Annotated in this window: 32 protein-coding genes; 7 read left to right on the top strand and 25 right to left on the bottom strand. The window is 32.9% G+C overall.

The annotated features are described in order from the left end of the window. Position 1: 1 nt before the first annotated feature. On the top strand, positions 2-2968 hold the full coding sequence (locus LPC09_RS27120) for a Tn3 family transposase (protein ID WP_212137927.1): 2967 nt from the start codon (positions 2-4) through the stop codon (positions 2966-2968). Positions 2969-3044: 76 nt separating this feature from the next. Here LPC09_RS27120 and LPC09_RS27115 read toward each other — a convergent pair whose 3' ends face one another. After that, positions 3045-3422 (bottom strand): hypothetical protein, encoded by a 378-nt coding sequence (locus tag LPC09_RS27115; protein WP_098798169.1) that lies wholly within the window; start codon positions 3420-3422, stop codon positions 3045-3047. Between the two features lie 564 nt (positions 3423-3986). On the opposite strand from LPC09_RS27115, the gene LPC09_RS27110 reads away from it, so the two are divergent. Continuing rightward, the gene (locus LPC09_RS27110) at positions 3987-4136 is read left to right on the top strand and encodes a hypothetical protein (RefSeq protein ID WP_176551127.1); all 150 of its coding nucleotides are present in this window, start codon (positions 3987-3989) and stop codon (positions 4134-4136) included. A 280-nt stretch (positions 4137-4416) separates the two neighbouring features. On the opposite strand, the gene LPC09_RS27105 is transcribed toward LPC09_RS27110, so the two are convergent. From LPC09_RS27105 to LPC09_RS27035, 15 genes are all read right to left on the bottom strand, one after another. Beyond that, positions 4417-4911 carry a hypothetical protein gene (locus LPC09_RS27105; RefSeq protein WP_098798168.1) on the bottom strand — a complete coding sequence of 165 codons (495 nt, stop codon included), beginning with the start codon at positions 4909-4911 and terminating at the stop codon, positions 4417-4419. A gap of 466 nt (positions 4912-5377) precedes the next feature. After that, positions 5378-5836 (bottom strand): hypothetical protein, encoded by a 459-nt coding sequence (locus tag LPC09_RS27100; RefSeq protein WP_098798166.1) that lies wholly within the window; start codon positions 5834-5836, stop codon positions 5378-5380. A 33-nt stretch (positions 5837-5869) separates the two neighbouring features. Continuing rightward, positions 5870-6271, bottom strand: a complete 402-nt coding sequence (locus LPC09_RS27095; protein WP_098798165.1) for a hypothetical protein — start codon at positions 6269-6271, stop codon at positions 5870-5872. Positions 6272-6525: 254 nt separating this feature from the next. Then, entirely contained in the window at positions 6526-7308 is a 783-nt protein-coding gene (locus LPC09_RS27090) for a hypothetical protein (protein ID WP_212137923.1), read from the bottom strand. A gap of 161 nt (positions 7309-7469) precedes the next feature. Beyond that, positions 7470-8099 carry a hypothetical protein gene (locus LPC09_RS27085; protein ID WP_098798163.1) on the bottom strand — a complete coding sequence of 210 codons (630 nt, stop codon included), beginning with the start codon at positions 8097-8099 and terminating at the stop codon, positions 7470-7472. Positions 8100-8305: 206 nt separating this feature from the next. Continuing rightward, the gene (locus LPC09_RS27080) at positions 8306-9187 is read right to left on the bottom strand and encodes a ThiF family adenylyltransferase (RefSeq protein WP_231309829.1); all 882 of its coding nucleotides are present in this window, start codon (positions 9185-9187) and stop codon (positions 8306-8308) included. 1 nt (position 9188) lies between these two features. Next, entirely contained in the window at positions 9189-9860 is a 672-nt protein-coding gene (locus tag LPC09_RS27075; RefSeq protein WP_212137921.1) for a hypothetical protein, read from the bottom strand. Further along, positions 9857-10264 (bottom strand): hypothetical protein, encoded by a 408-nt coding sequence (locus tag LPC09_RS27070; RefSeq protein ID WP_098798160.1) that lies wholly within the window; start codon positions 10262-10264, stop codon positions 9857-9859. Before LPC09_RS27070 ends, LPC09_RS27075 begins: the two co-directional genes overlap by 4 nt. Before the next feature lie 55 nt (positions 10265-10319). Then, positions 10320-11222, bottom strand: a complete 903-nt coding sequence (locus LPC09_RS27065) for a hypothetical protein (RefSeq protein WP_231309828.1) — start codon at positions 11220-11222, stop codon at positions 10320-10322. 2 nt (positions 11223-11224) lie between these two features. After that, positions 11225-11485 carry a hypothetical protein gene (locus LPC09_RS27060; protein WP_231309827.1) on the bottom strand — a complete coding sequence of 87 codons (261 nt, stop codon included), beginning with the start codon at positions 11483-11485 and terminating at the stop codon, positions 11225-11227. Then, complete coding sequence (locus LPC09_RS27055; RefSeq protein ID WP_212137917.1) at positions 11448-12035, bottom strand: hypothetical protein; 588 nt, start codon at positions 12033-12035, stop codon at positions 11448-11450. Before LPC09_RS27055 ends, LPC09_RS27060 begins: the two co-directional genes overlap by 38 nt. After that, on the bottom strand, positions 12035-12364 hold the full coding sequence (locus LPC09_RS27050) for a hypothetical protein (RefSeq protein WP_141549703.1): 330 nt from the start codon (positions 12362-12364) through the stop codon (positions 12035-12037). Before LPC09_RS27050 ends, LPC09_RS27055 begins: the two co-directional genes overlap by 1 nt. Before the next feature lie 223 nt (positions 12365-12587). Then, positions 12588-13394, bottom strand: coding sequence for an ATP-dependent DNA ligase (locus LPC09_RS27045; protein ID WP_231309826.1), 807 nt, complete (start codon positions 13392-13394; stop codon positions 12588-12590). A 94-nt stretch (positions 13395-13488) separates the two neighbouring features. Beyond that, entirely contained in the window at positions 13489-13737 is a 249-nt protein-coding gene (locus LPC09_RS27040; protein ID WP_098797055.1) for a hypothetical protein, read from the bottom strand. 234 nt (positions 13738-13971) lie between these two features. Further along, positions 13972-14457, bottom strand: a complete 486-nt coding sequence (locus tag LPC09_RS27035; RefSeq protein WP_098797054.1) for a hypothetical protein — start codon at positions 14455-14457, stop codon at positions 13972-13974. A 386-nt stretch (positions 14458-14843) separates the two neighbouring features. On the opposite strand from LPC09_RS27035, the gene LPC09_RS27480 reads away from it, so the two are divergent. The 4 genes from LPC09_RS27480 to LPC09_RS27475 all read left to right on the top strand — a co-directional run bounded on the left by LPC09_RS27480 (position 14844) and on the right by LPC09_RS27475 (position 17544). Next, positions 14844-14966 (top strand): hypothetical protein, encoded by a 123-nt coding sequence (locus LPC09_RS27480; RefSeq protein WP_269217447.1) that lies wholly within the window; start codon positions 14844-14846, stop codon positions 14964-14966. A 127-nt stretch (positions 14967-15093) separates the two neighbouring features. Continuing rightward, entirely contained in the window at positions 15094-16656 is a 1563-nt protein-coding gene (gene istA, locus LPC09_RS27030) for an IS21 family transposase (RefSeq protein WP_098799615.1), read from the top strand. Between the two features lies 1 nt (position 16657). Further along, positions 16658-17422, top strand: coding sequence for an IS21-like element helper ATPase IstB (gene istB, locus LPC09_RS27025; protein ID WP_098799614.1), 765 nt, complete (start codon positions 16658-16660; stop codon positions 17420-17422). Further along, positions 17422-17544, top strand: a complete 123-nt coding sequence (locus LPC09_RS27475) for a hypothetical protein (protein WP_269217446.1) — start codon at positions 17422-17424, stop codon at positions 17542-17544. Before istB ends, LPC09_RS27475 begins: the two co-directional genes overlap by 1 nt. Positions 17545-17764: 220 nt before the next feature. Here LPC09_RS27475 and LPC09_RS27020 read toward each other — a convergent pair whose 3' ends face one another. Both LPC09_RS27020 and LPC09_RS27015 read right to left on the bottom strand, forming a co-directional pair. Beyond that, positions 17765-18292 (bottom strand): hypothetical protein, encoded by a 528-nt coding sequence (locus LPC09_RS27020; RefSeq protein ID WP_098797052.1) that lies wholly within the window; start codon positions 18290-18292, stop codon positions 17765-17767. A gap of 430 nt (positions 18293-18722) precedes the next feature. Continuing rightward, positions 18723-19076, bottom strand: a complete 354-nt coding sequence (locus tag LPC09_RS27015) for a hypothetical protein (protein ID WP_098797051.1) — start codon at positions 19074-19076, stop codon at positions 18723-18725. Positions 19077-19486: 410 nt separating this feature from the next. Between LPC09_RS27015 and LPC09_RS27010 the strand changes: the two genes are divergently transcribed. Then, positions 19487-19981 (top strand): hypothetical protein, encoded by a 495-nt coding sequence (locus LPC09_RS27010; protein WP_231309825.1) that lies wholly within the window; start codon positions 19487-19489, stop codon positions 19979-19981. Between the two features lie 260 nt (positions 19982-20241). Here the strand turns inward: LPC09_RS27010 and LPC09_RS27005 are convergent, their stop codons facing one another. From LPC09_RS27005 to spoVAC, 7 genes are all read right to left on the bottom strand, one after another. Beyond that, positions 20242-21039: a hypothetical protein gene (locus LPC09_RS27005; RefSeq protein WP_098797050.1), complete on the bottom strand. Its 798-nt coding sequence runs from the start codon at positions 21037-21039 to the stop codon at positions 20242-20244. Positions 21040-21683: 644 nt separating this feature from the next. Further along, positions 21684-21833 carry a hypothetical protein gene (locus tag LPC09_RS27000; protein WP_231309824.1) on the bottom strand — a complete coding sequence of 50 codons (150 nt, stop codon included), beginning with the start codon at positions 21831-21833 and terminating at the stop codon, positions 21684-21686. 62 nt (positions 21834-21895) lie between these two features. After that, a complete protein-coding gene (locus LPC09_RS26995) occupies positions 21896-22756 on the bottom strand; it encodes a DUF421 domain-containing protein (RefSeq protein WP_098797048.1) in 861 nt (286 codons plus the stop codon). 18 nt (positions 22757-22774) lie between these two features. Beyond that, on the bottom strand, positions 22775-22981 hold the full coding sequence (locus LPC09_RS26990; protein ID WP_098797047.1) for a DUF1657 domain-containing protein: 207 nt from the start codon (positions 22979-22981) through the stop codon (positions 22775-22777). 12 nt (positions 22982-22993) lie between these two features. After that, a complete protein-coding gene (gene spoVAE, locus LPC09_RS26985; RefSeq protein ID WP_098797046.1) occupies positions 22994-23344 on the bottom strand; it encodes a stage V sporulation protein AE in 351 nt (116 codons plus the stop codon). Continuing rightward, complete coding sequence (gene spoVAD / locus LPC09_RS26980) at positions 23341-24357, bottom strand: stage V sporulation protein AD (protein WP_098797045.1); 1017 nt, start codon at positions 24355-24357, stop codon at positions 23341-23343. Before spoVAD ends, spoVAE begins: the two co-directional genes overlap by 4 nt. Beyond that, positions 24357-24836 carry a stage V sporulation protein AC gene (spoVAC, locus tag LPC09_RS26975; RefSeq protein WP_098797044.1) on the bottom strand — a complete coding sequence of 160 codons (480 nt, stop codon included), beginning with the start codon at positions 24834-24836 and terminating at the stop codon, positions 24357-24359. The genes spoVAD and spoVAC overlap by 1 nt, the downstream gene beginning before the upstream one ends. Between the last annotated feature and the right edge of the window lie 11 nt (positions 24837-24847).

Below are 24847 nucleotides of genomic sequence, written 5' to 3'. Positions count from 1 at the left end.
CATGAAAATTGCAAGAGGTAGAGAATTACTTACACCAGATCAGAGACTTGTTTTAATGCAAATCCCTGAAGATGAATGGATATTGGGAACCTACTACACTTTTTCCAAACGAGATTTAGAAATTATAAATAAGCGAAGGAGAGAAGAAAATCGTTTAGGGTTCGCAGTTCAATTGGCCGTTCTTCGGTATCCCGGCTGGCCATACACTCATATCAAAAGCATCCCAGATTCCTTCATACATTTTATATCGAAACAAATCGGTGCCACGCCATCCACGATTAGTCTTTATCCTCAAAGAGAAAATACACTTTGGGATCATTTGAAAGAAATTCGAAGTGAATACGACTTTGTAACTTTTACCCTAAAAGAATATCGAATGACATTTAAGCATCTTCATCAAGTAGCTTTGGAAAATGGTGATGCCATACATTTACTACATGAATGCATAGATTTTCTAAGAAAAAATAAAATCATATTACCTGCTTTCACTACACTTGAAAGAATGGTGTGGGAGGCAAGGGCAATGGCTGAAAAGAAGCTATTTAATATGGTTAATCAATCTCTAACAAAAAAGCAAAAAGAAAAGCTGGAAGAGGTCATTACTTCGCAGCATCCATCCGAATCCAATAAAACGATATTGGGTTGGTTAAAGGAACCACCAGGTCATCCTTCACCCGAAACATTTCTAAAAGTAATAAAACGACTAGAGTACATACGAGGAATGGAGTTAGAAACGGTACAAATTAGTCATTTGCATCGCAATCGCCTGTTACAGCTATCTCGCTTAGGTTCAAGATATGAGCCTTATGCATTCCGTGACTTTCAAGAAAATAAACGATATTCGATATTAACCGTCTATTTATTACATCTTACTCAGGAGTTAACGGATAAGGCATTTGAAATTCATGACAGACAAATACTAAGTCTGTTATCAAAAGGCCGTAAGGCTCAAGAAGAAATTCAGAAACAAAACGGTAAAAAGCTAAATGAGAAGGTTATACACTTTACGAACATCGGACAGGCTTTAATCAAAGCAAAAAAGGATAAATTAGATGTTTTTGAGGTTTTGGAATCTGTTATTGAATGGAATTCTTTTGTTTCTTCGGTAGTAGAAGCTCAGGAGCTTGCACGTCCTGCTGACTATGATTATTTAGACTTACTGCAAAAACGCTTTTATTCACTTAGAAAATATACGCCGACGCTATTAAGAGTATTAGATTTTCATTCTACAAAGGCAAATGAGCCACTTTTACAAGCTGTAGAGATTATCCGAGGAATGAACGAATCTGGAAAGCGAAAAGTACCTGATGACTCACCAGTGGATTTTATTTCAAAACGTTGGAAAAGGCATTTATACGAGGATGATGGTACAACAATAAATCGTCATTACTATGAAATGGCTGTTTTAACGGAACTTCGGGAGCATGTTCGGGCAGGAGATGTTTCCATTGTTGGTAGCAGACAATATAGAGATTTTGAGGAATATTTGTTTTCAGAAGATACATGGAATGAAGCGAAGGAGAATACGAGATTATCAGTTAGTTTATCATTCGAAGATTATATGACGGAGAGAACCAAAAGTCTTAATGAAAGGTTAAAGTGGTTAGCTGCCAATTCTAATAAGTTAGACGGAGTTTCTCTTGAAAAAGGAAAGATATCTATTGCACGTTTGGAAAAAGATGTTCCGGAAGAAGCAAAAAAATTTAGTGCAAGCCTGTATCAGATGCTACCAAGAATAAAATTAACCGATTTACTCATGGATATTGCTTATATAACAGGATTCCATGAGCAATTTACTCATGCTTCCAATAATCGAAAACCGGATAAAGAAGAAACGATTATTATTATGGCAGCCCTTTTAGGAATGGGAATGAATATTGGGTTGAGTAAGATGGCTGAAGCAACACCCGGACTTACATATAAGCAACTAGCCAATGTATCTCAATGGCGCATGTATGAAGATGCCATGAATAGAGCACAAGCAGTATTAGTTAATTTTCATCATAAATTACAATTGTCTTCCTATTGGGGCGACGGTACAACATCCTCATCGGATGGTATGAGAATGCAGCTAGGTGTTTCATCACTACATGCAGATGCAAATCCACATTATGGAACTGGAAAAGGAGCAACCATCTATCGTTTTACTAGTGATCAATTCTCTTCTTACTACACAAAGATTATTCATACTAATTCTAGGGATGCGATTCATGTTTTAGATGGTTTGTTGCACCATGAGACGGAGCTAAACATAGAAGAGCATTATACAGACACAGCCGGTTATATTGCCCAAATATTCGGACTGACTCATTTATTAGGATTTAAATTTGCTCCAAGAATAAGAGATTTATCAGATTCAAAATTATTTACAATAGATAAAGCAAGTGAATATCCAAAATTAGAAGCCATTTTACGTGGACAAATAAATACAAAGGTCATTAAAGAAAATTATGAGGATGTTTTGCGATTAGCTCATTCTATACGAGAAGGAACAGTTTCAGCATCCCTTATTATGGGGAAATTAGGGTCTTATTCAAGACAAAACAGCCTAGCTACAGCCTTACGTGAGATGGGTCGAATAGAAAAAACTATCTTTATTCTTAATTATATTTCAGATGAATCTTTAAGAAGAAAGATACAAAGAGGATTGAATAAAGGAGAATCTATGAATGGACTGGCACGAGCTATTTTCTTCGGAAAGCAAGGAGAGCTTAGGGAACGAACCATACAGCATCAATTACAAAGAGCCAGTGCCTTAAACATAATCATCAATGCCATCAGTATCTGGAATACTTTACATCTAACAAAAGCAGTTGAATATCAAAAACGGTTTGATAGTTTAAATGAAGAATTATTGCACCATATGTCACCTCTAGGTTGGGAACATATAAATTTATTAGGAGAATACCATTTTAACTCCGAGAAAATAGTTTCGTTAGATTCTTTAAGACCATTGAAACTTTCTTAACGTTGTTAAAAATAGAGAATTCGTCAGGAAAATACGCTTATCGTTGTAAATCCGCATTTTCCTGACGCTACCCCTACTAGTCATGATTAAATCGATCCTTCGTTAAGGGTAATAAGTTATTGCCCTCTTGAATGGCTACTTTCATATCTTTTATAACGTCATTTAGCTTAGTTTCGATTTGACTATAGCCCTTTTCGATTTCGTTATGTAGAGAAGTTAGTAAGGCAGTCATTTCTTCTAGTGTATCACCTGTTTTAAGTATCTTTTGTTGTATAAGAACATCGACATTCCCAATCGGAAGATTGGTGTGATCTGTAATTAAAACAATGTCATAGGACTTATCTGTTTCGACTAACATTTGAACTTGTTTCTGATTCATGAATATCACGCTTTCTCTTACATTTTTACCGTAATATTCAACCAACTTTTGCTGTGCAAGATTTAAATTTAACAAATAAATCACTCCTAAAGATTGTTTTTATTTTAAAGGGATTTATAATTCTCCTTGTAAACTGGTTCTTGATATTTATTCGGAGTTACTACTAAGTTGTTATAAGAATAACACCATACTCTGGAGTTAGGTAGTAGTGTCTATCTCATATAGAATAGATGTCTCCTGGTAAGATTAACTGAATCTCAACTGTTGAGTTGGCAATAAAGAATTTTGAAGATCACAATATAGTCGTTAATTAAGCGAATTGTGACGCAAATCAACAATTGTCCAGTTCATTAACATATTTATTTAATATATTACTAATGAAATATCATCTTCATGGTCATGGTGATGAGTAACCTTGGAAAAGTTGCTCATCACAAGATAGTTCACACTTTACCTCCTTAAGGGCTATTACTTGATCGATGGGTTATAGCTTTTTTATGTCTGACTATTAAGCGAAAAACAAAGTAATTTTCTCTTATATAAACTGCCACCTTATTTCACGTCTTTAGATAGTCGGAACAATTTTCAATAAGATGAATAGATTGTTCACTGAGTAAATCTTTCTAATAGGAGGCAATAATGAACAAAACTTTTCTTATTCATCCCTTTTTAGAACCAACGATTAACAAATACCTACTTGTATGTAGTATTTCTGGCAAACAATCTGTTAAAGCCCAAAGACTAAGATCAATAATCGACGAACTTTTATTACTATATTTTGATTCATAAGGCTATTATCCGTTCGTTGGTTAATAGTTTCTTTATGTCGCATTTTAGTTCTTTACTGAACTATATAAGCATAATTTGAAGTTAGTTAAACTAACCTAAGAATATTAAAGCTACCACACAAACGAATATACCTAATAGACTAATAAATCATTAATCTTAAACTGTCATTCATAATTTAATAAACTCCTTATTTCACATCATACGTCTTTTATTCAATGCTTTAAACGGCACTATTTTGTAATGACAGGTTCAATATTCCAGAATTAAAAACAAACCGATATTAACTTTCCCAATTTGCTGGCTTTTCCTGTGGTAACCAAACTGTCCCATCTTTTTGTAACATACCATACTGGCCATATCCGTCTTCATCTACATACCATATGAGATAATTACGAATCTCAACGGATTGAATATGGACAGGCTCATGAGGTGGGGCAGTACTTTTTCTAACAAAGGGGCTCCAGCCAAAATCAAACTGTTTATTTAGTTGAATTTCCTCACCTGATTTATTCAGGACCCAGACACCAAATCCTTTCATCTCATCTGTATACCAAACAAGTCCTTCAACTACAGGATCACATGGAGCAACCCAAGGGTATCCATCATAAATTGTATTTTTTCGTGCATGATTTCTCCAATCACTAGACTGTCTGTGATATTCCATAAAGTCGTCTACTACCTGTTTTGGAAACAGATCATAGACACTTACTTGGCTACCAGTATCTATCTTATTTGCTTTATCTATTGGAAACGGAATAATTTTAGCGGTTGGCATTTGTATTATCCTCCCTAACCTATTTGTTATACATATATACGTATAGTATAATATGTTTTTTCTATTATAGTTTCCTTCTTAAATATTGTCGACATTTTTTCACAAAAGTGAATTGATAGTTATAAAAAAACTCCGTTCTTCTACGGAGCATGGTGGATAACGCTAGTAAAACCTTAACACTACATATGGAAAAACGGCACAGAATACAGTTAAGAAAGCCATCCCCCACGCAATAAACTTCCAAAACCTTGAAGCCTGTGGGTTTTTTCTTGCTTTAAAATATTGGACCTGTACCAAACATATTAAACAAAAAATTACACAGGCTATAAGCCCCCATTGCTGTATAAATGAAAGGAATTCGAGCATCCATTCATTCATGTTACTATCAGAAGGTAGCTTTGGAAGAATGGTGTCATCTTCAAATTGTATTAGCGGTTTATTTTCTTCCATAAAATCACCTATACCTTTATACTAAGTCTTCTTCTTCAGGAAAGTCTATTTCTAAATCAAATGCTTCTTTTCCAAAACGTTCTAGATCTCTATAAATAAAAGAACTGCTAAACTTGCAATCTATTATTTTACCTTTTTCAAAAATAAAGGTAATTGTTCCCTGAACAATTGCTCTGCTAGAGATATAATTACTTACAATGCTATATACAATCTCGTTATTTAATCTTAGCAACTTTTCATTATATTCCTTTGTAGGACGGGAAATATATAGACTACCGTTTCTTATTTCAGGTTTTACGCTATAGCTATGATTTAATCTAGGGTTTTGCTTCATGGCAAATATGATTTCTAAGTTTCCATTCCCTGATTTTTCATTACATAAGTCTTGAGCCTCTCTAACAAAATAATTTCCAACCAACAACATTGTACGATCAATCAATTTACTTTTACTAGTATAAATATCATTTTTTGCCATAACTTTCCCCTCCAATATGAATATTTAACAAATTTATCGTTCTAGATCTCTATAAATAAATGAGCTGCTGAACTTGCAATCTATTATTTTACCCTTTTCAAAAATAAAGGTAATTGTCCCCTGAACAATTGCTTTACTAGAGATATAAATACTTACAATACTATATACAATCTCATTATTTAATCGTAGTAGCTTTTCGTTATATTCCTTTGTAGGATGGGAAATATGTAGACTACCGTTTCTTATTTCAGGTTTTACGTTATAGCTATGATTTAATCTAGGGTTTTGCTTCATGGCAAATATGATTTCTAAGTTTCCATTCCCTGATTTTTCATTACATAAGTCTTGAGCCTCTCTAACAAAATAATTTCCAACCAACAACATAGTACGTTCGATCAATTCATTTTTACTAATATAAATATCATTTTTTGCCATAACTTTTCCCTCCAATATGAAAATTTAACATATTTATTTATTCCAAAATTCCCATTTTCCAATTTCCAAAAACGACATTTTTTTCAAGTTTCTCTTACAATTATACGTATATATGTATGCTTGTAAAGTATTTCAAGTAAAAAATACTTATTTTTTGTAAGTATGACCCTTTCTCATAGGACTATAAACCCATTAACACTAATCCTATCAGAGAGAGTAAAAAGAGATCATTCACCCCTTTTTAACCCCGCTTCTCAAGATACATGAGTGTTACCTAAACTATTTTGTGTTAAGTAAGTACTCTCATCATCAATTCCCCAAACATTTAAGACTGTCCATATATGATTACTAACACTTATTTGAGCTATGATAATATCTCCCTCTTCATAAGAAGATAATTTTTGATGCTCAAACATTCTGTCAGCTGTTCCATCTCCAATAAAAGCAGTATATTCATCGATTTTTTCAATGAGTCTTCCTGCAATATAATAGAGCCCCTTTTCAGGTCGGTCACATAGGAATAAATCAACCTCTTTAAAATTAAACCAGGAATTTTTAGTATCTTGTTCTTGTAATTCCAGCTCTACACTGCCTTGAGTCGTTTTTTCCTCCTCAGACACAGCGTCAACTAGAGTGTGTATATCTTCCTTAGCATTAACTTTTTCTAGAAATGCAGCCGACAGACTATCTATTTCTACTTCTTTAAGATCTTCAATGCTTAGTAATGTTTCATTTGTAATTTCAGTTGCTGGATTTAATAATAGTTCTTCTTGCTCTACCTGATCATTTGTAATTTGTACATCCATTACTAACCTGTCTTCGACGTTGTCTATAGGATTATGTAATGGTTCACTCTGTATACTACTTTCACTTATCCTATTAATTTGAGTAAGAATCGACTCATTTTGTTTTGTAATCTGAAAAGTATACAGAGCCTCTGTTCGTGTCTTGGCTCTAATCTCAGCACTTTTAGAAAACAAATAAAGTGAACAACTCAATACTAGAATTGATAGAGTTAAAACTATTGATATGAACATTTTTAAAATCCTCCATTATATTTAATAAACGCAAAAAAGCCCTATGGGGCATACTTCCTCCAATAAGGAAAAATACCACCCATAGGGCTTAAAACTTCAACAAAAGGCTCAATGAGCAAACATAAATAACATATGGGAATATTATAGCATTATGTTATAGATTACTCAATAATTTTAATTAACCTCGTAAATTTTTCGTAGTTCTTTATGATATGAAGATAATAATCATCTGGTTGATATATTAAATAGCGTCTAAAATGACGATTACTCTGTGGAAATGAAAAAGTTACGGAATCAATAACATTAGATAACCTAGAAATTATGGCTCTGGTTCTATTAAATTTGTCTTCCATCATCTTGCTAGAAAACCAAGCACCTGAAGATAATAATTCAGCTAAATACTCTTTGTCTTTTATTGATATAGAACCTTTAGAAAGCCTATGAAGTACAAGTTTATCTCCATTATCATTATAAACAATCTTGTTAAAGTTCAAATTACAATGATTAACAAAAAAGTCTAATAAGTCTTTCTGATCTACATAATATTTATTTCTCGGTAAATTTTCTCCAGTAATTTCATAATATTTAAAGTAATCATTTTTAAACAATGTTCTCTCAAATGAGGACCGTGATATATTTAATAATTCAATAAGGGTATTTAGTGGAATTAATCTATGTATACCGTAAATTTGTATAAACTCATGTTTATGGAAGTAGTTAAGTGCTTGTTCTAATGTTAATTTAGTTGAGTTTTTTACATTAATAGTAATTTTTATTCTATTGTTTGGCATATCATTTAATTTCGTCCCCTCTTAGTTATTAAATAAATCTAATATAACACATACAAATGTATAATATATTGTGCTTTTACTGGAAAAATAGTCATATAGTCTTACTTTATCATAGCAATATATTTTAATCAATATTTCCAAATTTTGAAAACGTTAATTTGAAGTTAGTATAGTGGTTTAAGTGGGGAAAATAGGAGCGAAAGCCCCTATTCTTCAGTTGATTTTAGATTTTCAAGCATACTAATATCTTCTTCTGTAATAAAGCCTGTCCTTCCTCCGCTCATACATGTCTGAGCATTAAAGTTTATTATGTGACTATATATCCTTTGTGAGTGAAATAAATTGTACATTACATTATTAGCCATTGTAGCAGCCATCCGATTTGTAGCACTTCGTTGTGGATTATTTATAATTAATTCCCCACATGACTCGTCAGGAAACGAACTTTTAGCATCTTCCAGCATTTCTGGAAAGACATCTGTAACGGGTTTCAATATCACTCTTCCTCTATATTTAAAACCTACTACAACTTGCCCACTAAATCCGCTTTCCCTAATAACTTTGCTATCACTAGAAGAAATATTAACCCCTGTGACTCCAGCATCAATCCAAATTAGATTTTCAATATCATCAGAGTAAAAATAATCATGAAACAATTGTCTTGTTTTATTATTATCAATCATTCCCACTAAAATTTTTACTGTTTGATATTTATCTGAGATACCTTTATCTGAGAATAATTGGTCAATCATTTCTTTCGTTTTTACATATCGTGGAATGCTACCGATACTTAATCCGTAAACTTCTTCATACCGTTCTTTTAACGCATCCACTTTAAATTCACCAATATCTTCTTGAGTACACAATTGATTTGACAAATTGTGATCTTCATAGCGATCAGCATCGCACAAAAGCATGTTTACCCCGAAAGTAACGTCCTGATTATCTTCATTAAAGGATCTAAAGTGAGTTGCAATATCCTGACATAATGAACGAAAGAACTGGCCGCCATTGGCGCCAGCTCCTACTTGTACAATATCAAAATATATTTTCTCTCTTCCTGGTTCTAAAATATGTAAAGATTCCATATTATCTTTCTTCCTTTCCATTAATTTGGCTTGTAAATGAAACATTGTCTTTCCATTCAAGAGGATATTCTCTATATCTTGTAATATCAAAATCTGTAAAAATTTGATCATATTCCAATTCATAATAGAATCCATTAAAACCTACTCTTAACACCTTTGAAGGTTTATGTGTATGCAAGTTTCCTATAACACCATAGATAAAAAATCTCTTTTCATCATAATTATCAGTAGGTGAAAAGTAAGCAGGCATTGAATTATGTGAATGAATTTGAAGTACTTCTACAAGGTCCTCTGAATATATAGACTCCGTGAAAGAAACTTCTACTTTAGAAACGGATTGAATCGGGCATCTAACCTCATAACTTTCTAGTTCTTTGTTCCAAAAAAATTGAACCATTACTTCATAATCAAATTCTAAACAGTAATCACGAAAGAATGTTACAACCCGCTCTAACAAGTATCCTGGTATCTTTGGTAAATCCATTTGAAATCCTGTAGGTACTTCTTCTAATCGCTGAAGAGACTGAACTGGAACAGACATCGTCCCAAACTCACTCTTTCTAATTTCATATAAACGTCCGTCTTTAGAGGCAACAATATTAAAAGGTGTTAATCCCTCTTTTAGTAGATCAGTTAATGACCAGCTGTAAGTGTGAATTCCTTTTTTCATCATCCTTTTGCTCCTCCTGTAATACGAGGAAACAGTCGTTTATTCTCTTTATCAATATCCCAAAAAGTACGATCCCTACTCATTTCAAAGAATTCTTTAGCCATTTCTTCTCTCAATTGCTCAGTGGAAATACCACTCTCCGGTATATCATTTACAAACTCTGTAACTTGGAAAGTATTAGAATAATAATGGATAGTCCAATCTTCTTTAATATTTTCAAAGACCTTTTGAGTCTTAGCTGCAACTGACTTCTTCGATTCTTTTTTATCACTTGCTGAAGAAACGACTTCTTTCTTATTCGACTTTTTATCTTCCTTTTTTGCCTGTTGCTTTTCATTACTCTTATCTTCCTCTTTATTAATAAACTTAACATTCTCACCAAATAGACTTAATTGATTTTCAAACATTTTTTTATCCTCCTAAAATGTGTATTATATTCTTAATTCATTAGAAAAAAGACAGTTACTTCTTTTCAAACTTCTGTAACTCTAGCCAATCAGAAAGGGTTAAACCATCTTCAATTGGAGTTAGATCTTCATGATTAAAATCATTATCTTGTAGAAAATAAAACTTCTCTCCTAAATTCTCACCAAAGTACGCATGATCATTATTTGGGGAATTTATAAAAGCATATGGAAGTGTACCTACCATTGATAAATCCTTAACCTTATAGGACTGCAAATCTGGCCAACAGCATGACAAACTTTTAAATACGTTACTGAATGGGTAACGATATAATTGAGTTGTTGGCTTAAGTAATTTATCTTTTATACACACTAATTGCGACATCAATACCTCTTGACCACGTATTTTAAATAAAAAAAGCATGTTTGGATGCCCTACTTGTTTGAAATCCCTACGATGATACTTAACATCAAATCGTTGAGCTTCAACCTCTATTCCAACTAAAACTGTCCCATCCAACATTTCTTGATAGATAAAACAATTTTTCGGGAGCAATGGGCTTGAACATACTCTTTCTTTCTTGATATACGGCTCTAATACACGTAATACTGCACTTTTATCAGCTTTAGAAGCTGTCACCTCAAATAGACTATTTATTATTTCCTTATCATCTAGAAAGTTAGCTTGCTGATATATCTTCCTTAAAATCGGCGATAAGAAAGGAACCGAACGATCTCCGAGTAAATTGACTTTCTCAAGTATCTTACAGAAGAGATCAATTAATAGAGTGTACTCATACTCTCCACTAAAGTTGGTCCTACTAAATTTATCTATAAATACTTTTAAAATCTTATTGGTTTCTTGAACAGAAAGCTCCATAGGATTAAAGCGACTACTAAGTTGAGTAAACAATAACTTAACTGCTTTCTCTCCATAATCGGGTACATTTCCGGTTATCATGTCTATAATCTGAATAAGATCTTCTTCATGTTCACCAGTATCCCAGCTATTGCTTCAAGATATGGAGTAAATAATTCAACCAAGGTATTTGTTGATAACAAATGCCTAATAATTTCGCTATCCTCCAAAATATCTAACATCGATAGTGCTAAATCTGTAGGTGAGATATAGTTCCTACTAACAGACATACCATTCCATAAGTTATTCACTACAGCCCCATGCTCCTTAAGCTGAATGTGAACTTCGTTGACTGTTTGAGTCATATTTATTTCCTCCTAAATTAGAAATTGTATTAATCTTGTCCTTCCAGGTATTTAGAAATAGAATTAGATATTGTTTAAATTCAAAAATACCTTGCAACAGTGTAAAAAATTCAGAGTAATAAGGATCTCCTACGAATTTCAGAAGAAGTCCATTGTCTGTAAACTCGCCTTTAATAGACAGTTCGAATAATTCCGCTGATACATCAAGAAAATCAACAAGATTAGTACACTCTTCCCAGAACATAAAATAATCCTTAGTCCCTTTTAGCAGCTCTTTAATCTTGTATATTTCAGACAGCTCCTTGCAGGTAATGAGATACTCTCCATCCGTACTTCCATTATTACCTTCGCTTACTTTTTCATAAAAAAAGAGTTCACCTAGCGCGACCCAAAATAACGAAAATTTGTAGGAGTGATAATCTACAAAAAATGTTAATTCCGGTGCTAGTGGAACTCCTTCATCATGCATTAATTTGGCTACTAATAAATTATCTGCAGTGCTATAAGCAGCCATTAACCATTCATTAGATAGATAAGCTGACTTAGCCACTAAAAAAACCTCCTCTTTTTCCTAATGGATTGAATTGATTTAACTTTTTTAGATATATGAGCTAATCGATTCACATGATATAATCCATTTTCAGCATTAGGAAAGAAGTCGACTTGTCCTTCATCGAACTCGTCAGAGTTATAATCAATAATTTCCTCTCTTGCTAATACAAGATCATCAAGAGTAAAAGAATCAAAATCTACTTCTCCAACTTTTTCTTTGTCGTATAACATTAAAGAAATCAGTCGAATTTTCCTAGTATTTTGAGCGTGGATATCTTCCGGTACTGAACTTTCCCCTATTGAAGAAACAAACCTTTGTAATCTCAAAAAAATCCTCCTTTTAACTGTTTTTTGCATACAAAAAGCCCTATAGGCAGACTTTTCCTTCAAAAAGAAAAAATACCACCCATAGGGCTTGAATGCTTCAAAAATTAAGGCTCATAAGAGCAAGAAAAAATAACTATATATTAAATTTATCAAGAATCTGTCTTAAAAGCAATTAGTTCAGAGAGATTAAGGGAGATTAGTAAAATAATAGGTCTGACTTTTTTTATAACCATTGATGAAAAGATGGAAATCGCAATAATCCTGAACGTGTTAAATTTCGATATTTCACCTGGCATTTAATTGGCTCTATCCTAATGTATTTTTCAGTTTCAGATACTTTTCTCATTGTTTGATAGAGTTTCTTTCTTTCGTCAGTTGGCATGAATTCCATTAGCCCAGCATAAGATCCATCCTCAAATGCCAAGTTAACTCCAAACTCACCCTTTTTTAAAGCTGTGAGATAGATATTTTCATATTGATAATTAATCACCTTTATCCATGTTTTACTGCGCTTATTCAGTTCATATGGGCTATCCGCCTTCTTAATAACTATTCCTTCTAAATCTCTTTCTTTTACTAAATCAAAATACTCTACTGCATGCCCTTGAATAAATTGCCCCAACACTACATGTTCTATAGGTGTAACAACTTTTGAAAGTAATTCTTTTCTTTCTAAAAGAGGAAGGGACGTTACATTCTGGTCATTGTACTGAATGATATCGAACACACAATACTGAATAAAATGATTACTTTTAGAGGATTGGAACCTCTCCATCATTAACTCAAATTCTGGTTTACCGTCATCACCGGGGACGATAAGCTCACCATCGAGTATAGTACCGTTTGGCATATCTAGATCATGCAGCTCTTTAAATCTAAATGTAACTTCTGTATTGTGACGTGTATATAAACGAACCTTATCATTAAATTTAGTCCAAATGAGCCTTATCCCATCAAGTTTCAATTCTGTCAAATAAGTATTATCGTTAATCGGCTCAATTGCCTTTTCTAGTAACATCGGGCTTATCATATAAACCACCTCTTATTACATGTTATTAGAAACTTAAAATGATGTAACTAGTAGTTTCGAGGCAGAAAAGGAAATATCCACCGATGTTAAACCTCTAGAGTTTTTTAATTGCTTTTTTCATTTCATTAATTAATTTCTCTTTTATTTCCACGCTATTTAGAATTCTGTAAGACTTCAATGATTCTAAATCATCTTCACTCTTAACAACCCATGAAAATGAATACTCCGGTATAGTGAATATAAATACATCCCCATGTTTATTCACATCTTTTATCACGTACAAACTTGCTTCATCTTTGCTTTCAAATACACTATCTTTTATATCAATTAATATATTATCCATTAATATCTACCTACTTTTTCTCAATTAATATAGTTATATATTACTACAAAGCGAAAGACGTATGAAAAAGTACCTAATACTTCCACAAAGAATAATTTACTTTTAAATAAGGTTTGATAGAATCGAGTCTATAATCTTGATATAAAAGTTAATAAAGAGCATGTTTTGAACAAAGATTGATCAAAGCATGCTCTTTATTAGTTTTAATGTAGGCTGTTTTAGTATTACTGCATTCTACTTTTGTTTTATAGAATTCTTAACATAAACAGCAGTTCTAGATATAAATTTCAAATCTCCATTATCATTTCTAGCCCTTTCAACACCTGGAAGAACTTTATCCTTATTAGCTTTATTCTTATCTTTTTCGACAACTGAATTATAAAGTTTACCAAGTTTCGCTCTTAAAGTGGACGGTTGTAAGTAGCCCTTTTCAACTGTAGAGATACATTGTTTGGAGAATGAATCTAACATCACAAGTGTAAATTCTCCGTCATCTCTTTCATTTGTTTCTTTAATAAGTTCATTTAGTGCAGCAGTATAATCGAATCCTACTGTATCTGACCCTATCTTTTCAACAATATCACTGTAATTTAAACCACCCAAATAAACTCTTTCGAATATATTTTGCATGAGCAAATTCATAGTAATATTATTTTTATTTGCATCTTCTTCGATGCGTCTAAACAATTCCTGTTCTAATGTCAAATAAACTCTTGGCATTATAATACCTCCTTAATATTGTGGGTTTTGGCTATCATGAATATAAATTTTAATGGGTTTTGGCTACTATGTAAAGTGTATCGTTGTAAACAATCTATTTTCCTAGCGTAACAAGAGTAGCATAGCTTGTATCTGTACATTACTTATATTTGTAAATCCGCATTTTCCTGAAGCTACACCATAAGGACGAACTTTTTAAAACCACAATAAACGTGTTATTTCTCGCCATTTTTTTGCTTGTACTTTTAGAAATATGTAGGTATAATCAATCTATAAAACTAAAAAACACACAATAATCCACGGAAGCACCGTTGGGAAAGAGGCTATAGGTATGCCCTTTTTCAACGGTGCTTTTTTGTGTTAATTATTGTAATGGAGGAATCAATATGGATGTTTTAGTATTTGAAGAAGAAATTAGTATGGAAAATTTATATGTAATTATTTATAACACGGAACTACTAGAAGATGCTGTCGTTTTCTTTACGGAGGCAGATGATTGTGACTGCTAGAATAAAGTATACAAGTTTTGCTTGATTTGATGAAACACTTATTTACCCAAATATACCAGCAATGAATATTACTCCTCCCCTGTAAAATGAATAATAGTTTCATTACTTACAGTGGGGGTCAGAAAAGGTGGATAAGTGGGAAATGTACATGGAAATAAGACAATTATTAAAACAAGGATTTAGTCAAACTAAAATAGCTGAAAAGTTAGGGATTTCAAGGTCAACAGTTTACAGACATTTGAAGAAATCACCTTCGGAGATGGCTGATTGGGTAGAATCTCTTAAGAATAAAAAGAGAATACTAGATCCCAATAAAGAGCTGATACTATCTTGGTTGAGGATGCATCCGGATATGTCAGCTGCACAAGTGTATGATTGGCTTCTGGAGAAATATGAAGATATAAATATTGGGGAGAGTACAGTTAGAAGTTATGTAAAGGATCTTAGAGAAGAATACCAGATAAAAAAAGAAACGTCTCCTCGAATGTATGAGGCAATCCCCGATCCCCCGATGGGCGAACAAATGCAGGTAGACTTCGGACATACAAGGCAACAGACAGCTGATAATAAGGAGATTAAGCTAACCTTTATAGCCTTTGTCCTCTCCCACTCTAGACAAAAATATAAAGAGTGGTTGGATAGACCTTTTACAACACAGGATGTAATTAGAGCGCATGAGAATGCATTCAAGTGGTACGGTGGAATGACCAATGAGATTGTGTATGATCAAGATAGTTTAATTGTAGTTAGTGAAAATGGTGGAGATTTAATTTTAACAAAAGAGTTTCAAAATTATAGGGAATCTAGGGGTTTGAACCTTCGTGTTTGTCGCAAAGCTGACCCAGAAAGTAAAGGAAGAATAGAAAATGTTGTAGGATTCATAAAACAAAACTTTGCCAAACATAGAGTATTCCATAACATTGATTCCTGGAACGAACAAGGTTGGGAATGGCTAAACAGAACTGGGAACTTTAAGGTACACAACACAACAAAAAAAAGACCGTTTGAAGTGTTTCTCCTCGAAAAGCAACACTTAAAGCCGGTCTCCAAAAAAATAGATATTCAAAATAACTATGATACAAGTATAGCAAGGTGTGTCCATAAGGACAATACAATTCGTTTCGGTTCAAATCGGTACTCTCTTCCACTTGGCACATACAACAAATTGGATAAAGTATGTATCAAGGAAACGGAGAATAAAGAACTGATTATTTATATCCCTGATACTGGCGAAATCATTGCAAAACATATGATTCCAAATGGCAAAGGCCAATTAGTAAAAGATAGAAAACATAGTAGAGACCGTACAAAAGGAGTCGAAGCATATATTAGCACAGTGGCCGAGGAATTTGAAGATAAAGAACGAGCCTATCAATATTTAGAGAAGGTTAGAGAGAAAAATCCTCGTTACATTAAAGACCAACTGCAAATTATCTTGCGTGAAGCAAAAGAAAGCAATAGCGAAGTACTAACCAAGGCGTTAGCAGAGTGCGTAAAAAGGAAACTATTTAGTGCAACAGATTTTAGCGATATCGTTGCATATGTGAAACGTCAACGCCAGATAAATGAAACAGTTATAGAAAACAAAATAGAAATCAAACCTTTGAACAAGCTGTCTGAATGGGTTTTAGAAACAGATGCACACAAAAGAAAAGTAGATTCTTACACGGTGTTAATGGAGGTAAAATAAGATGAGTCAACTTCAACAAATACAAGACATAATGAAAGCATTAAGACTCGTTGAAACTGCCAAACACCTACCCCATTTGATCAGAGAAGCTGAGCAAAAGGACCAATCATTCACTCAATTTTTATTAGATGTAACAACCTATGAGCAAGCTCGAAGAGAGGAAAAGCAATTAAATAATCGCTTAAAGTGGGCTACCTTTCCTTTTAGTAAAACACTCGAGGAATTCAATTTGAAAGAACAGAAGTCTTTAAGTAATAAACAATTAAATAGATTAAGAGACTTAACTTGGGTTGAACAGTTATACAATTTAATATTACTAGGACCGCCTGGTGTAGGCAAAACGCACCTGGCGGTCGGGCTAGGTATAGAGGCAATAAACCAAGGATACAAAGCTATTTTTACTTCAATGGGAGACCTAGTTCATAATCTGAAAACGGAAGAATTCACGCGCAAATCTAAAGCAAGAATGAAGAGAATTAGAGAAGCAGATTTAGTTATCATAGATGACTTGATGTTCATGGCAATGGATCAACAAGAAGCAAATATGTTTTTCCATTTAATAAACGATTTATATAACCAATCGTCCATTATTCTAACTTCTAACAAGGCTCCAAAAGAATGGGGAGAATTATTAGGAGATCAAGCTATAACAACAGCTATTCTAGATAGAATTCTGCATCGAGTAGAGATTATTCATTTAAATGAAGATAGTTATCGTATGAAGCATCGTTCTACCATATTTGGGGAACAAAGTGTTTCAAATTAATGAGCAAAAATTGTGTCATTCTACTTGACGGTCACAATGATTTTGCTGAAGGTGAAAGCGAAATTTGTGAATTTAATAAAAAGTATTACTTTGTAGGAAAAGATGATGTAGCTTTAAAATAAAATTTGATCATTAACACCCTGAAAATCCACATTTTACGTCAAATTAAATGAACCTGTTTTGAAAAAAAGATTGATCAAAACGGGTCCATTCACTATGAAGCACTATACAATTTTCATAAAAATATTTGATCATTTTCTGTCTGCAATCCTCAACAATCGCGCTTCTATTGTTGAATAGTAATAAATGAAAAAGAAGCTTGGTCATTTAATTGTTTTCCATTCAATTATCAACATTTTCAATAGTATTAAAAATTCTTGAATAAACATCCAAAATGTTTATATCATTAACTGTATTATTGTAAAGTCCGTAACCCCAATATGTTCCATTATCATCACCTTGGTAAAATCCAGCCGCATAATCTCCTGATTTTGAATCAGGGAAGTCTTCATAGTCCATGTCCTCATTTACAAAAGGTAGATAAGATTTTTTCGTTTCAATAAAGAAAAATGGTATACCAGAATTTTTGTATATTTTAGCATAAGGAGCTTTAGCTGCTTTAGATAAATGTTCCTTCATAATAAAGATTGCATTATATTCTGGAGATAGATTTCCTGAACTTAAATCCTTTAATTCAATATTTTTAAAAATGATGTTTTTTTCACGTACTATCGGTGTTTTACCAATGACACCGATAGTCAATCTCTTGCCCTCATATATTTGGCTATCCTTAACTTCATCTTTATCATTATTACAGGCCGATAAAATAGACAAAGCGAGAAATAAGAAAAGTATGAATTTCGTATTCATCTAATCCTCTCCAATCTATTTCTCTTGCTTTAGAAATGTGCCCTTTGATTTAACAATCCTTATTTAAGAAGGGTACTTTATATTATTGAATATTTCTATTAATAAAACTACAAAATTATTAAATCATATGACCTCTTACATAACTGTTCATTCTCTTTAATTGTTGATCGTAGTTACAATATTTGTTAACCTTCATTAACAATAGAAAGGTGTGGTAATGTGGATTTCGTTGTTCAAGTTTTAACTTGGGTAGGAATAATTATTTTAATTGTTATTGTCGCGGCAATTAAAACAAATAAAAATAATAAAAAGTAGCTTATATGGTGTAGTTTCTCCCTCAGTTTCCAACATATATTATGCAAAGGGTTCTATTCACTAATGCGTCCTTTATTGTTTAATAAAAGGAGTCATAGGCATAGTAACATCCTGGTCAATTATTTTGGAGAAATTCAATTAATTCTTTTTCACTGTATGTTTTAAATACTATATCTTTTGTGTCAAAAACTACGAAAGCTGGAGATCTTTCTAATTCAATGAATTTGTATTGATTATTAATCTCTTCTACGGAATTTCTTCCATGAACAGTTTGAACATTATAGATTTTATTTTCATCCAACCATTCGTTCCCTATTTCATATTCTCCAGCCTCATCAACAACTAATAAAGAATATTTAGTTTTATTATTTGAAAACAACGGATGTAAAGGCTCTGGGTCAGCATTTGAAAAATATGCACAACCAACCATTAGTGTAGAAACAAAGAATAACAACAATGCTTTTTTCATATAAACCCTCATCTTAAAATTGTTATTACAAATTTACCATTAACTGTAATTTAAATAAATGTAAATTTTTTATAAATTTAAAAGTACGAGCTATTTAATTTAGTCGTTCCGATACTGCTGAGAAAATCCAAAAAACAGATTGTACATAAACAAATTAGTTCAACACCATAAATAAAATTATTAATAGCATACAAAATAGCTTGAATAATGAAATTCAAGCTTTCGGTTTATTGTTTTGTTCAACTAAAGCGCTTTTATTGCTGAAGATCAATGTCAATAATCATTAACATCTCAAAAGATTAAGATTCTACATATAATTATCAAACTTACATTATTTTACAGGATGTTCTTTCGTTAATATATTCAATTTTGGAGAAATTAAGGCTATATCTGATAGAAGGAGGGAAATAATGATTAGAAAATTTTCAATTTCAATATGTACCTTTTTACTTTTATTGGTTGCGGCAACATCCTTGGAGGCAAAAGCCCTAACCTTTGATGAATTACCAGTTAAACAATCTTCTAAACAGTGGTCAGTACAGATAGGTGAAGCTGAAAAAGGAAAAAATCTAGCAAAACCTGTAAAAGGGAAATTTCATACTTACTCTATAGATGTTAATAACATAGGTAAAGATGTATATTCTGTTGAGGTTAATATGTTTAGAAATGAACCTAATACTAAAACAAAGTACTCGCTTTTTGGTTGTCCTGATGGACAAGAGTGTAATGAAAACCACTATGAAATGGCCAAATCTTTAGCAAAACAAATGAACAACGGAGACTCTTATCATGGTGCTAATTTCCTTATGGCTGAAATAGCAACTGAATTAGAAGTGGAGATAGTCTGGACTCAAGATAAACATGGAAGACCTTTAAAAGAAACTTTTACTTTTACTGCTGAATAGCTAGTATAGTTTCCCTTTCACTTCGTGCCAAAACACGATATTTTTTTAACCTATATTGAAAATATATAATCTTCAACTGATATAAGCGCCTATCTTTATATTCAAGATAAGCGCTTTGATCGTTGTATTGTTGTAGATCATAACCATGGACTATGAAACTAACATCCCGTTAGTACAAAAAGAACAAGCGAACCTCTTTAAGAGACGTACTCGTAGATTAAGTAATGCCTTCACAAAGTTTACCTTTAACCACAATAACTTCATTTAATGTTCCAATTTTTATCATAAGGTATCGATGTGATCAGTCCAACTGAGGTATCCGTTTTCCCAACAAGCAAATAATAATGACCATCTCTGATGACTAATGAACCAGGTGGTTGTTGCTTCTCTTCTTCCGTTAATTGTAATTCGGGTGCATACTCGATACGAATATCTTTGAACCTATAAATTTCTTTCCATCTTTCAAAGTTGATATTTTCTCTATTGGATATAGTTTCAATTATTTGTTCAGCATCCTGTAGTACAATTTCATAATTATAAGGGTAGAGCAATCGAATTTTTTCAAGTGACTTTCCGATGTGATCATTATGGTATAACTCATTGAATGCAATAGTTATTTGGAATGTCTTGTTTTCTATAACATGATAAATCGTCATTGCTGCAATATGTTTGCTACTGTCTACTACTTTGTCAAAATTCCAGCCTTTATAAGTATTTTTAATTTTCTTCAATAAAAAAAGGTTTGATATTGAGCAATTAAACCCATTATTATCAAGGTGCTCAATTATAAAATCCTTACTATAGGCCTCTTTCCGCATTTCTTCTCCGAAATAATAATCAAATGAAATCTGATGTAGTGATTTCTTATATTCGTTTGAATACGGATATTTATAAGCTTCTTTAGTTTCCTCAAATTCAGGGATTCTAAATCTTGCATCTCTAATTAGTTCATACATCTCAGGAGTGTAATCTACAAATGCTAATTTCTTCATTCCAATAAAGTTTATAGATATTTTATCATTCCATACATCTAATGTTACTTGTTCCTTTTTATCCATAAATTTCACCTTTAAGTATAATTTTAGTAATCCCTTCCTAATTTTAGCATATTCCGTGCACAATTTTATTCAACATTACGCCCTTAACAGAAATAAGCACCATTCCTTGTTCCAGAAATGCGCTTCTATTGTTGAAGATCATTAATTCAAAATATCGTTGTACTGCGTAGCAAAGACGCGGTTATAAGGACAGATTTAATCCACAGAAGGTGTTATCACATAAAAGCCTACTTTGAAATATCCACCAATCTTTTAATCAAATTTAGATTTAGAACCAGTAATGGAAATAAAAAGAAATCGAATAACGTTGAATTCCATAAATTTTACTTGATGTAATGCAACATAGTTAATTGAAAAATAATTCAAATATGATTGAAATTATTACATAAAATGTAATATATAGTGCTTGTTTTTTTACGGGTTGAACTAAAAGGGAAATAATATATTAATTTCAATGTATATAGGGATGACTAACATTGTTGACCACTCTATACCATCTTCCATGAGATAATAATACCATCTTAATTTAATGTGGAGATATTCATCTACGACTATATGTAATATTAAATGTGCAAAGGAATTTGTTATTCATATAATTTATTTTTAAATAATAGTACGACACTACGCTTAAAATTAATAATCTTTTATTCAATCTTACCCCAAACTTTATTTAAGTTTAAAGGTATAAACACTTTGTCTCCATGAATTTCTCTATAAATTATTGGATTGTTAAAATACTTTTCTAAACTTTCTGCCTCTTTTTTAATCTCTCTCTGTCTTTCCCGAGAACCCATCATAATCCTTTCCTTTTTCATTAATCTTATTTTATATTGTATATAGTTGTAGAAATTAATAATCAATCCGTTAATATAGATGTAATTTTATCAATAGCCTTTTGCAGCTTTTGACTATTACTAGCATACATTTGCTTTGCTTCGTCTGATTCGGTACCAAGAGCAAACAGCTCTAGATCCGCCTGACATTTTTTCAACGTTGCTAAAATTAACGGTCTTTGTTGAGGTGATGGAATTTTTAATTTATCGTCAAATAGATCTACTGTTAACTCTCCGTATGAATTTATTTGGCCAAGAAATACATTTTCAACCGTAACCCCTAGCTTTTCTAATTCTGTATGTAACCAGGATCGATTTCTTCCGATAGTGGATAAGGCCTCATCAAATATTGCCCCATCCATAACTACTGTTTGAGGCTCTTTTATAGAAGCAACCTTCATGTTTAGATCTTTTGCCGTTAAAGGCAAATTCTCTTTTTTTAACATGACAGATAAATCTCCTGTTGGTTCAAGCACCGCAAATTCAACATCTGAAACCTGAAAAACCTCCTTTTTTCGAAGTAACTCCAATAAATCATCTGCCGAGTATCTTTCCTTTTTAAGGTTATCCTCCATGATTTTGCCATCCTTAATAAATAAAGAACCTTTTCCTTCTACAAAATCACGAAACTTTTTACTTTTTAAAGAAATCAGGCCAGCAACATAAGGGATGGCTGCCGTAACTACAATTGCTAAGCCTGCAATAAATATATTATGTTTGACCTCAATAATAACGATCGCTGCTATACCGCCTATTGTAATACCTGTTACATATTCAAAAAAAGATAGCTGTGATATTTGTTTTTTGCCTAGAATTTTTGTGATAAAAAACAAAACGATCATAAATAGAAATACTCTAGTAACAACTTCGAGCCATATAGGCATTATTACACTCCCCTTACCTTAAAATCCTTTATATTGGAATTCTTCTTGTTCTAATTCTCCAACTCGTTTTTTTAAGTCTGTTACGACTTCATGCACGACCATCATTGTTTCATGTAATATACGCTTAGATTCATGATCACGAGTACGGAGAGCTACATCTGATAAATCAGCTTCTACACCTTTAAGGCTGGCAAAACTCTGTTTTACATTTGATGCAATCGTCATCCCATATTCTCCTTATCCTTTTGGTTTAAAAATCAAGGCACCTAATACCCCAAAAATAATGGCTGCAGAAATACCAGAACTTGTTACTTCAAACATACCTGTGATGACACCAACAAGCCCATGTTGCTCTCCTTCCTGCATAGCACCATGGACAAGAGCATTGCCAAAGCTTGTAATAGGAATTGTTGCACCTGCTCCTGCAAAATCAATCAAAGGCTCATATAAATTAAAACCATCTAAAAGTGCTCCGACTACAACTAATGTACTTAATGTGTGCCCAGGAGTAAGTTTAAACACATCGAACATAATTTGACCAATCACACAAATGAGCCCACCAATCACAAATGCCCAAAAAAAGATCATGTATCAGAACCCCCTACCTCAATTGAAACAGCATGTGCAATACAAGGAATTGTTTCATTTTGTTGAAACGTTAGAGGTGATAGTAAGGCTCCAGTTGCAACAACTAACACTTTACGAAATTCTCCTTTTTTCATTCTGTTAAGAAGATGTCCATAAACAACTGATGCCGAACATCCAGCACCACTTCCCCCAGATAAAACTGGTTGTCCCTCACGATAAATCATCAACCCACAATCCTGAAATCTTTCCTCTTCGATTGAAATATTATGTTTTTTTAGTAGGTCAAGAGAAACTTCTCGACCAATATGCCCGAGATCACCCGTCACAATTAAATCATAATAAGAAGGATCAACCCCTCGCTCCTTTAAATGCACCTCAATGGTATCAACAGCTGCAGGAGCCATAGCCCCTCCCATATTAAAAGGATCTGTTAATCCCATATCAATGACTCTTCCAATTGTAGATGAAGTAACGCGTGGTCCGTCCCCTTTATTTTTTAATAATGCTACACCTGCACCTGTAACTGTCCATTGAGATGTTGGTGGTTTTTGACCACCATATTCTGTTGGGTATCTGAACTGCTTCTCTGTTGCAGCATTATGACTTGAGGCTCCTGTCATTAGACAAGTTGATCCACCATAATTGACTAGAAAAGCACCCAGCGCTAAACCTTCCATAGATGTAGAACAAGCACCAAACAAGCCTAAGTATGGGATGCCAAACGTTTTCATTGCAAAGCTTGTTGGAGTAATCTGGTTGATTAAGTCTCCCCCTAAGAAAAATTGGACTTCTTCCTGTTGAACTTCCGCTTTTTCCATTGCTCTCTGACAGGCCTCTTCTAGCATGACTTTTTGTGCCTTTTCAAAAGAGTCCTCCCTCAACCAAATATCTTCATGTAATACGTCAAAATCTTCTGGGATCTTTCCGTTTGCCTCAAATGGACCTCCTACTGTTCCTGTTGATATAATCACAGGTTCATTTTGAAACAACCACGTTCGATATCCAGATAACATTACAAGCCACCCCATTGAATCAGGATCGTTTTAATCGTGGCTATAATAAATGCTGAAAAAACTCCAAACATAATAACCGAACCTGCTAATTTAAACATATTTCCTCCCACACCTAATACGAGCCCTTCTGTTCTATGTTCAATTGCTGCAGAAATAACCGCATTTCCAAATCCAGTAACTGGAACAGCTGAACCAGCACCTCCAAATTGTGCTAATCGATCATATACTCCGAAGCCCGTTAAAAGCATTGAAATGAAGATCATGACCGCAACAGTTGGGTTACCTGCAGTTTGTTCGGTAAAATTAAAGTTATAGATAAAAAAAGTTTGGATTGCTTGTCCAATTAAACAAATCACTCCACCAACAAAAAATGCCTTAATACAATTACTGACAACAGGTCGTTTTACTTCACGTTGATCTTGAAAGGTTTGATATTCCTGCTGAACCGGTGTTAAATTTTTCTTTTTGTTATTTGACATTCCTTCACCTT

Origin of the sequence: Metabacillus sp. B2-18, from assembly GCF_021117275.1 — a bacterium.
Lineage (GTDB): Bacteria > Bacillota > Bacilli > Bacillales > Bacillaceae > Metabacillus.
Note: the sequence above shows the minus strand (reverse complement) of the source record. Positions and strands in the feature narration are given on the sequence as shown.

What these genes read in the sequence shown, in the direction of transcription:
- LPC09_RS27120 (WP_212137927.1), top strand. Translation starts at nt 2, where the DNA reads ATGAAAATTGCAAGAGGTAGAGAATTACTTACACCAGATCAGAGACTT.
- LPC09_RS27110 (WP_176551127.1), top strand. Translation starts at nt 3,987, where the DNA reads ATGAACAAAACTTTTCTTATTCATCCCTTTTTAGAACCAACGATTAAC.
- LPC09_RS27105 (WP_098798168.1), bottom strand. Translation starts at nt 4,911, where the DNA reads ATGCCAACCGCTAAAATTATTCCGTTTCCAATAGATAAAGCAAATAAG.
- LPC09_RS27100 (WP_098798166.1), bottom strand. Translation starts at nt 5,836, where the DNA reads ATGGCAAAAAATGATATTTATACTAGTAAAAGTAAATTGATTGATCGT.
- LPC09_RS27095 (WP_098798165.1), bottom strand. Translation starts at nt 6,271, where the DNA reads ATGGCAAAAAATGATATTTATATTAGTAAAAATGAATTGATCGAACGT.
- LPC09_RS27090 (WP_212137923.1), bottom strand. Translation starts at nt 7,308, where the DNA reads ATGTTCATATCAATAGTTTTAACTCTATCAATTCTAGTATTGAGTTGT.
- LPC09_RS27085 (WP_098798163.1), bottom strand. Translation starts at nt 8,099, where the DNA reads ATGCCAAACAATAGAATAAAAATTACTATTAATGTAAAAAACTCAACT.
- LPC09_RS27080 (WP_231309829.1), bottom strand. Translation starts at nt 9,187, where the DNA reads ATGGAATCTTTACATATTTTAGAACCAGGAAGAGAGAAAATATATTTT.
- LPC09_RS27075 (WP_212137921.1), bottom strand. Translation starts at nt 9,860, where the DNA reads ATGATGAAAAAAGGAATTCACACTTACAGCTGGTCATTAACTGATCTA.
- LPC09_RS27070 (WP_098798160.1), bottom strand. Translation starts at nt 10,264, where the DNA reads ATGTTTGAAAATCAATTAAGTCTATTTGGTGAGAATGTTAAGTTTATT.
- LPC09_RS27065 (WP_231309828.1), bottom strand. Translation starts at nt 11,222, where the DNA reads ATGATAACCGGAAATGTACCCGATTATGGAGAGAAAGCAGTTAAGTTA.
- LPC09_RS27060 (WP_231309827.1), bottom strand. Translation starts at nt 11,485, where the DNA reads ATGACTCAAACAGTCAACGAAGTTCACATTCAGCTTAAGGAGCATGGG.
- LPC09_RS27045 (WP_231309826.1), bottom strand. Translation starts at nt 13,394, where the DNA reads ATGATAAGCCCGATGTTACTAGAAAAGGCAATTGAGCCGATTAACGAT.
- LPC09_RS27040 (WP_098797055.1), bottom strand. Translation starts at nt 13,737, where the DNA reads ATGGATAATATATTAATTGATATAAAAGATAGTGTATTTGAAAGCAAA.
- LPC09_RS27035 (WP_098797054.1), bottom strand. Translation starts at nt 14,457, where the DNA reads ATGCCAAGAGTTTATTTGACATTAGAACAGGAATTGTTTAGACGCATC.
- LPC09_RS27480 (WP_269217447.1), top strand. Translation starts at nt 14,844, where the DNA reads ATGGATGTTTTAGTATTTGAAGAAGAAATTAGTATGGAAAATTTATAT.
- istB (WP_098799614.1), top strand. Translation starts at nt 16,658, where the DNA reads ATGAGTCAACTTCAACAAATACAAGACATAATGAAAGCATTAAGACTC.
- LPC09_RS27475 (WP_269217446.1), top strand. Translation starts at nt 17,422, where the DNA reads ATGAGCAAAAATTGTGTCATTCTACTTGACGGTCACAATGATTTTGCT.
- LPC09_RS27020 (WP_098797052.1), bottom strand. Translation starts at nt 18,292, where the DNA reads ATGAATACGAAATTCATACTTTTCTTATTTCTCGCTTTGTCTATTTTA.
- LPC09_RS27015 (WP_098797051.1), bottom strand. Translation starts at nt 19,076, where the DNA reads ATGAAAAAAGCATTGTTGTTATTCTTTGTTTCTACACTAATGGTTGGT.
- LPC09_RS27010 (WP_231309825.1), top strand. Translation starts at nt 19,487, where the DNA reads ATGATTAGAAAATTTTCAATTTCAATATGTACCTTTTTACTTTTATTG.
- LPC09_RS27005 (WP_098797050.1), bottom strand. Translation starts at nt 21,039, where the DNA reads ATGGATAAAAAGGAACAAGTAACATTAGATGTATGGAATGATAAAATA.
- LPC09_RS27000 (WP_231309824.1), bottom strand. Translation starts at nt 21,833, where the DNA reads ATGGGTTCTCGGGAAAGACAGAGAGAGATTAAAAAAGAGGCAGAAAGT.
- LPC09_RS26995 (WP_098797048.1), bottom strand. Translation starts at nt 22,756, where the DNA reads ATGCCTATATGGCTCGAAGTTGTTACTAGAGTATTTCTATTTATGATC.
- LPC09_RS26990 (WP_098797047.1), bottom strand. Translation starts at nt 22,981, where the DNA reads ATGACGATTGCATCAAATGTAAAACAGAGTTTTGCCAGCCTTAAAGGT.
- spoVAE (WP_098797046.1), bottom strand. Translation starts at nt 23,344, where the DNA reads ATGATCTTTTTTTGGGCATTTGTGATTGGTGGGCTCATTTGTGTGATT.
- spoVAD (WP_098797045.1), bottom strand. Translation starts at nt 24,357, where the DNA reads ATGTTATCTGGATATCGAACGTGGTTGTTTCAAAATGAACCTGTGATT.
- spoVAC (WP_098797044.1), bottom strand. Translation starts at nt 24,836, where the DNA reads ATGTCAAATAACAAAAAGAAAAATTTAACACCGGTTCAGCAGGAATAT.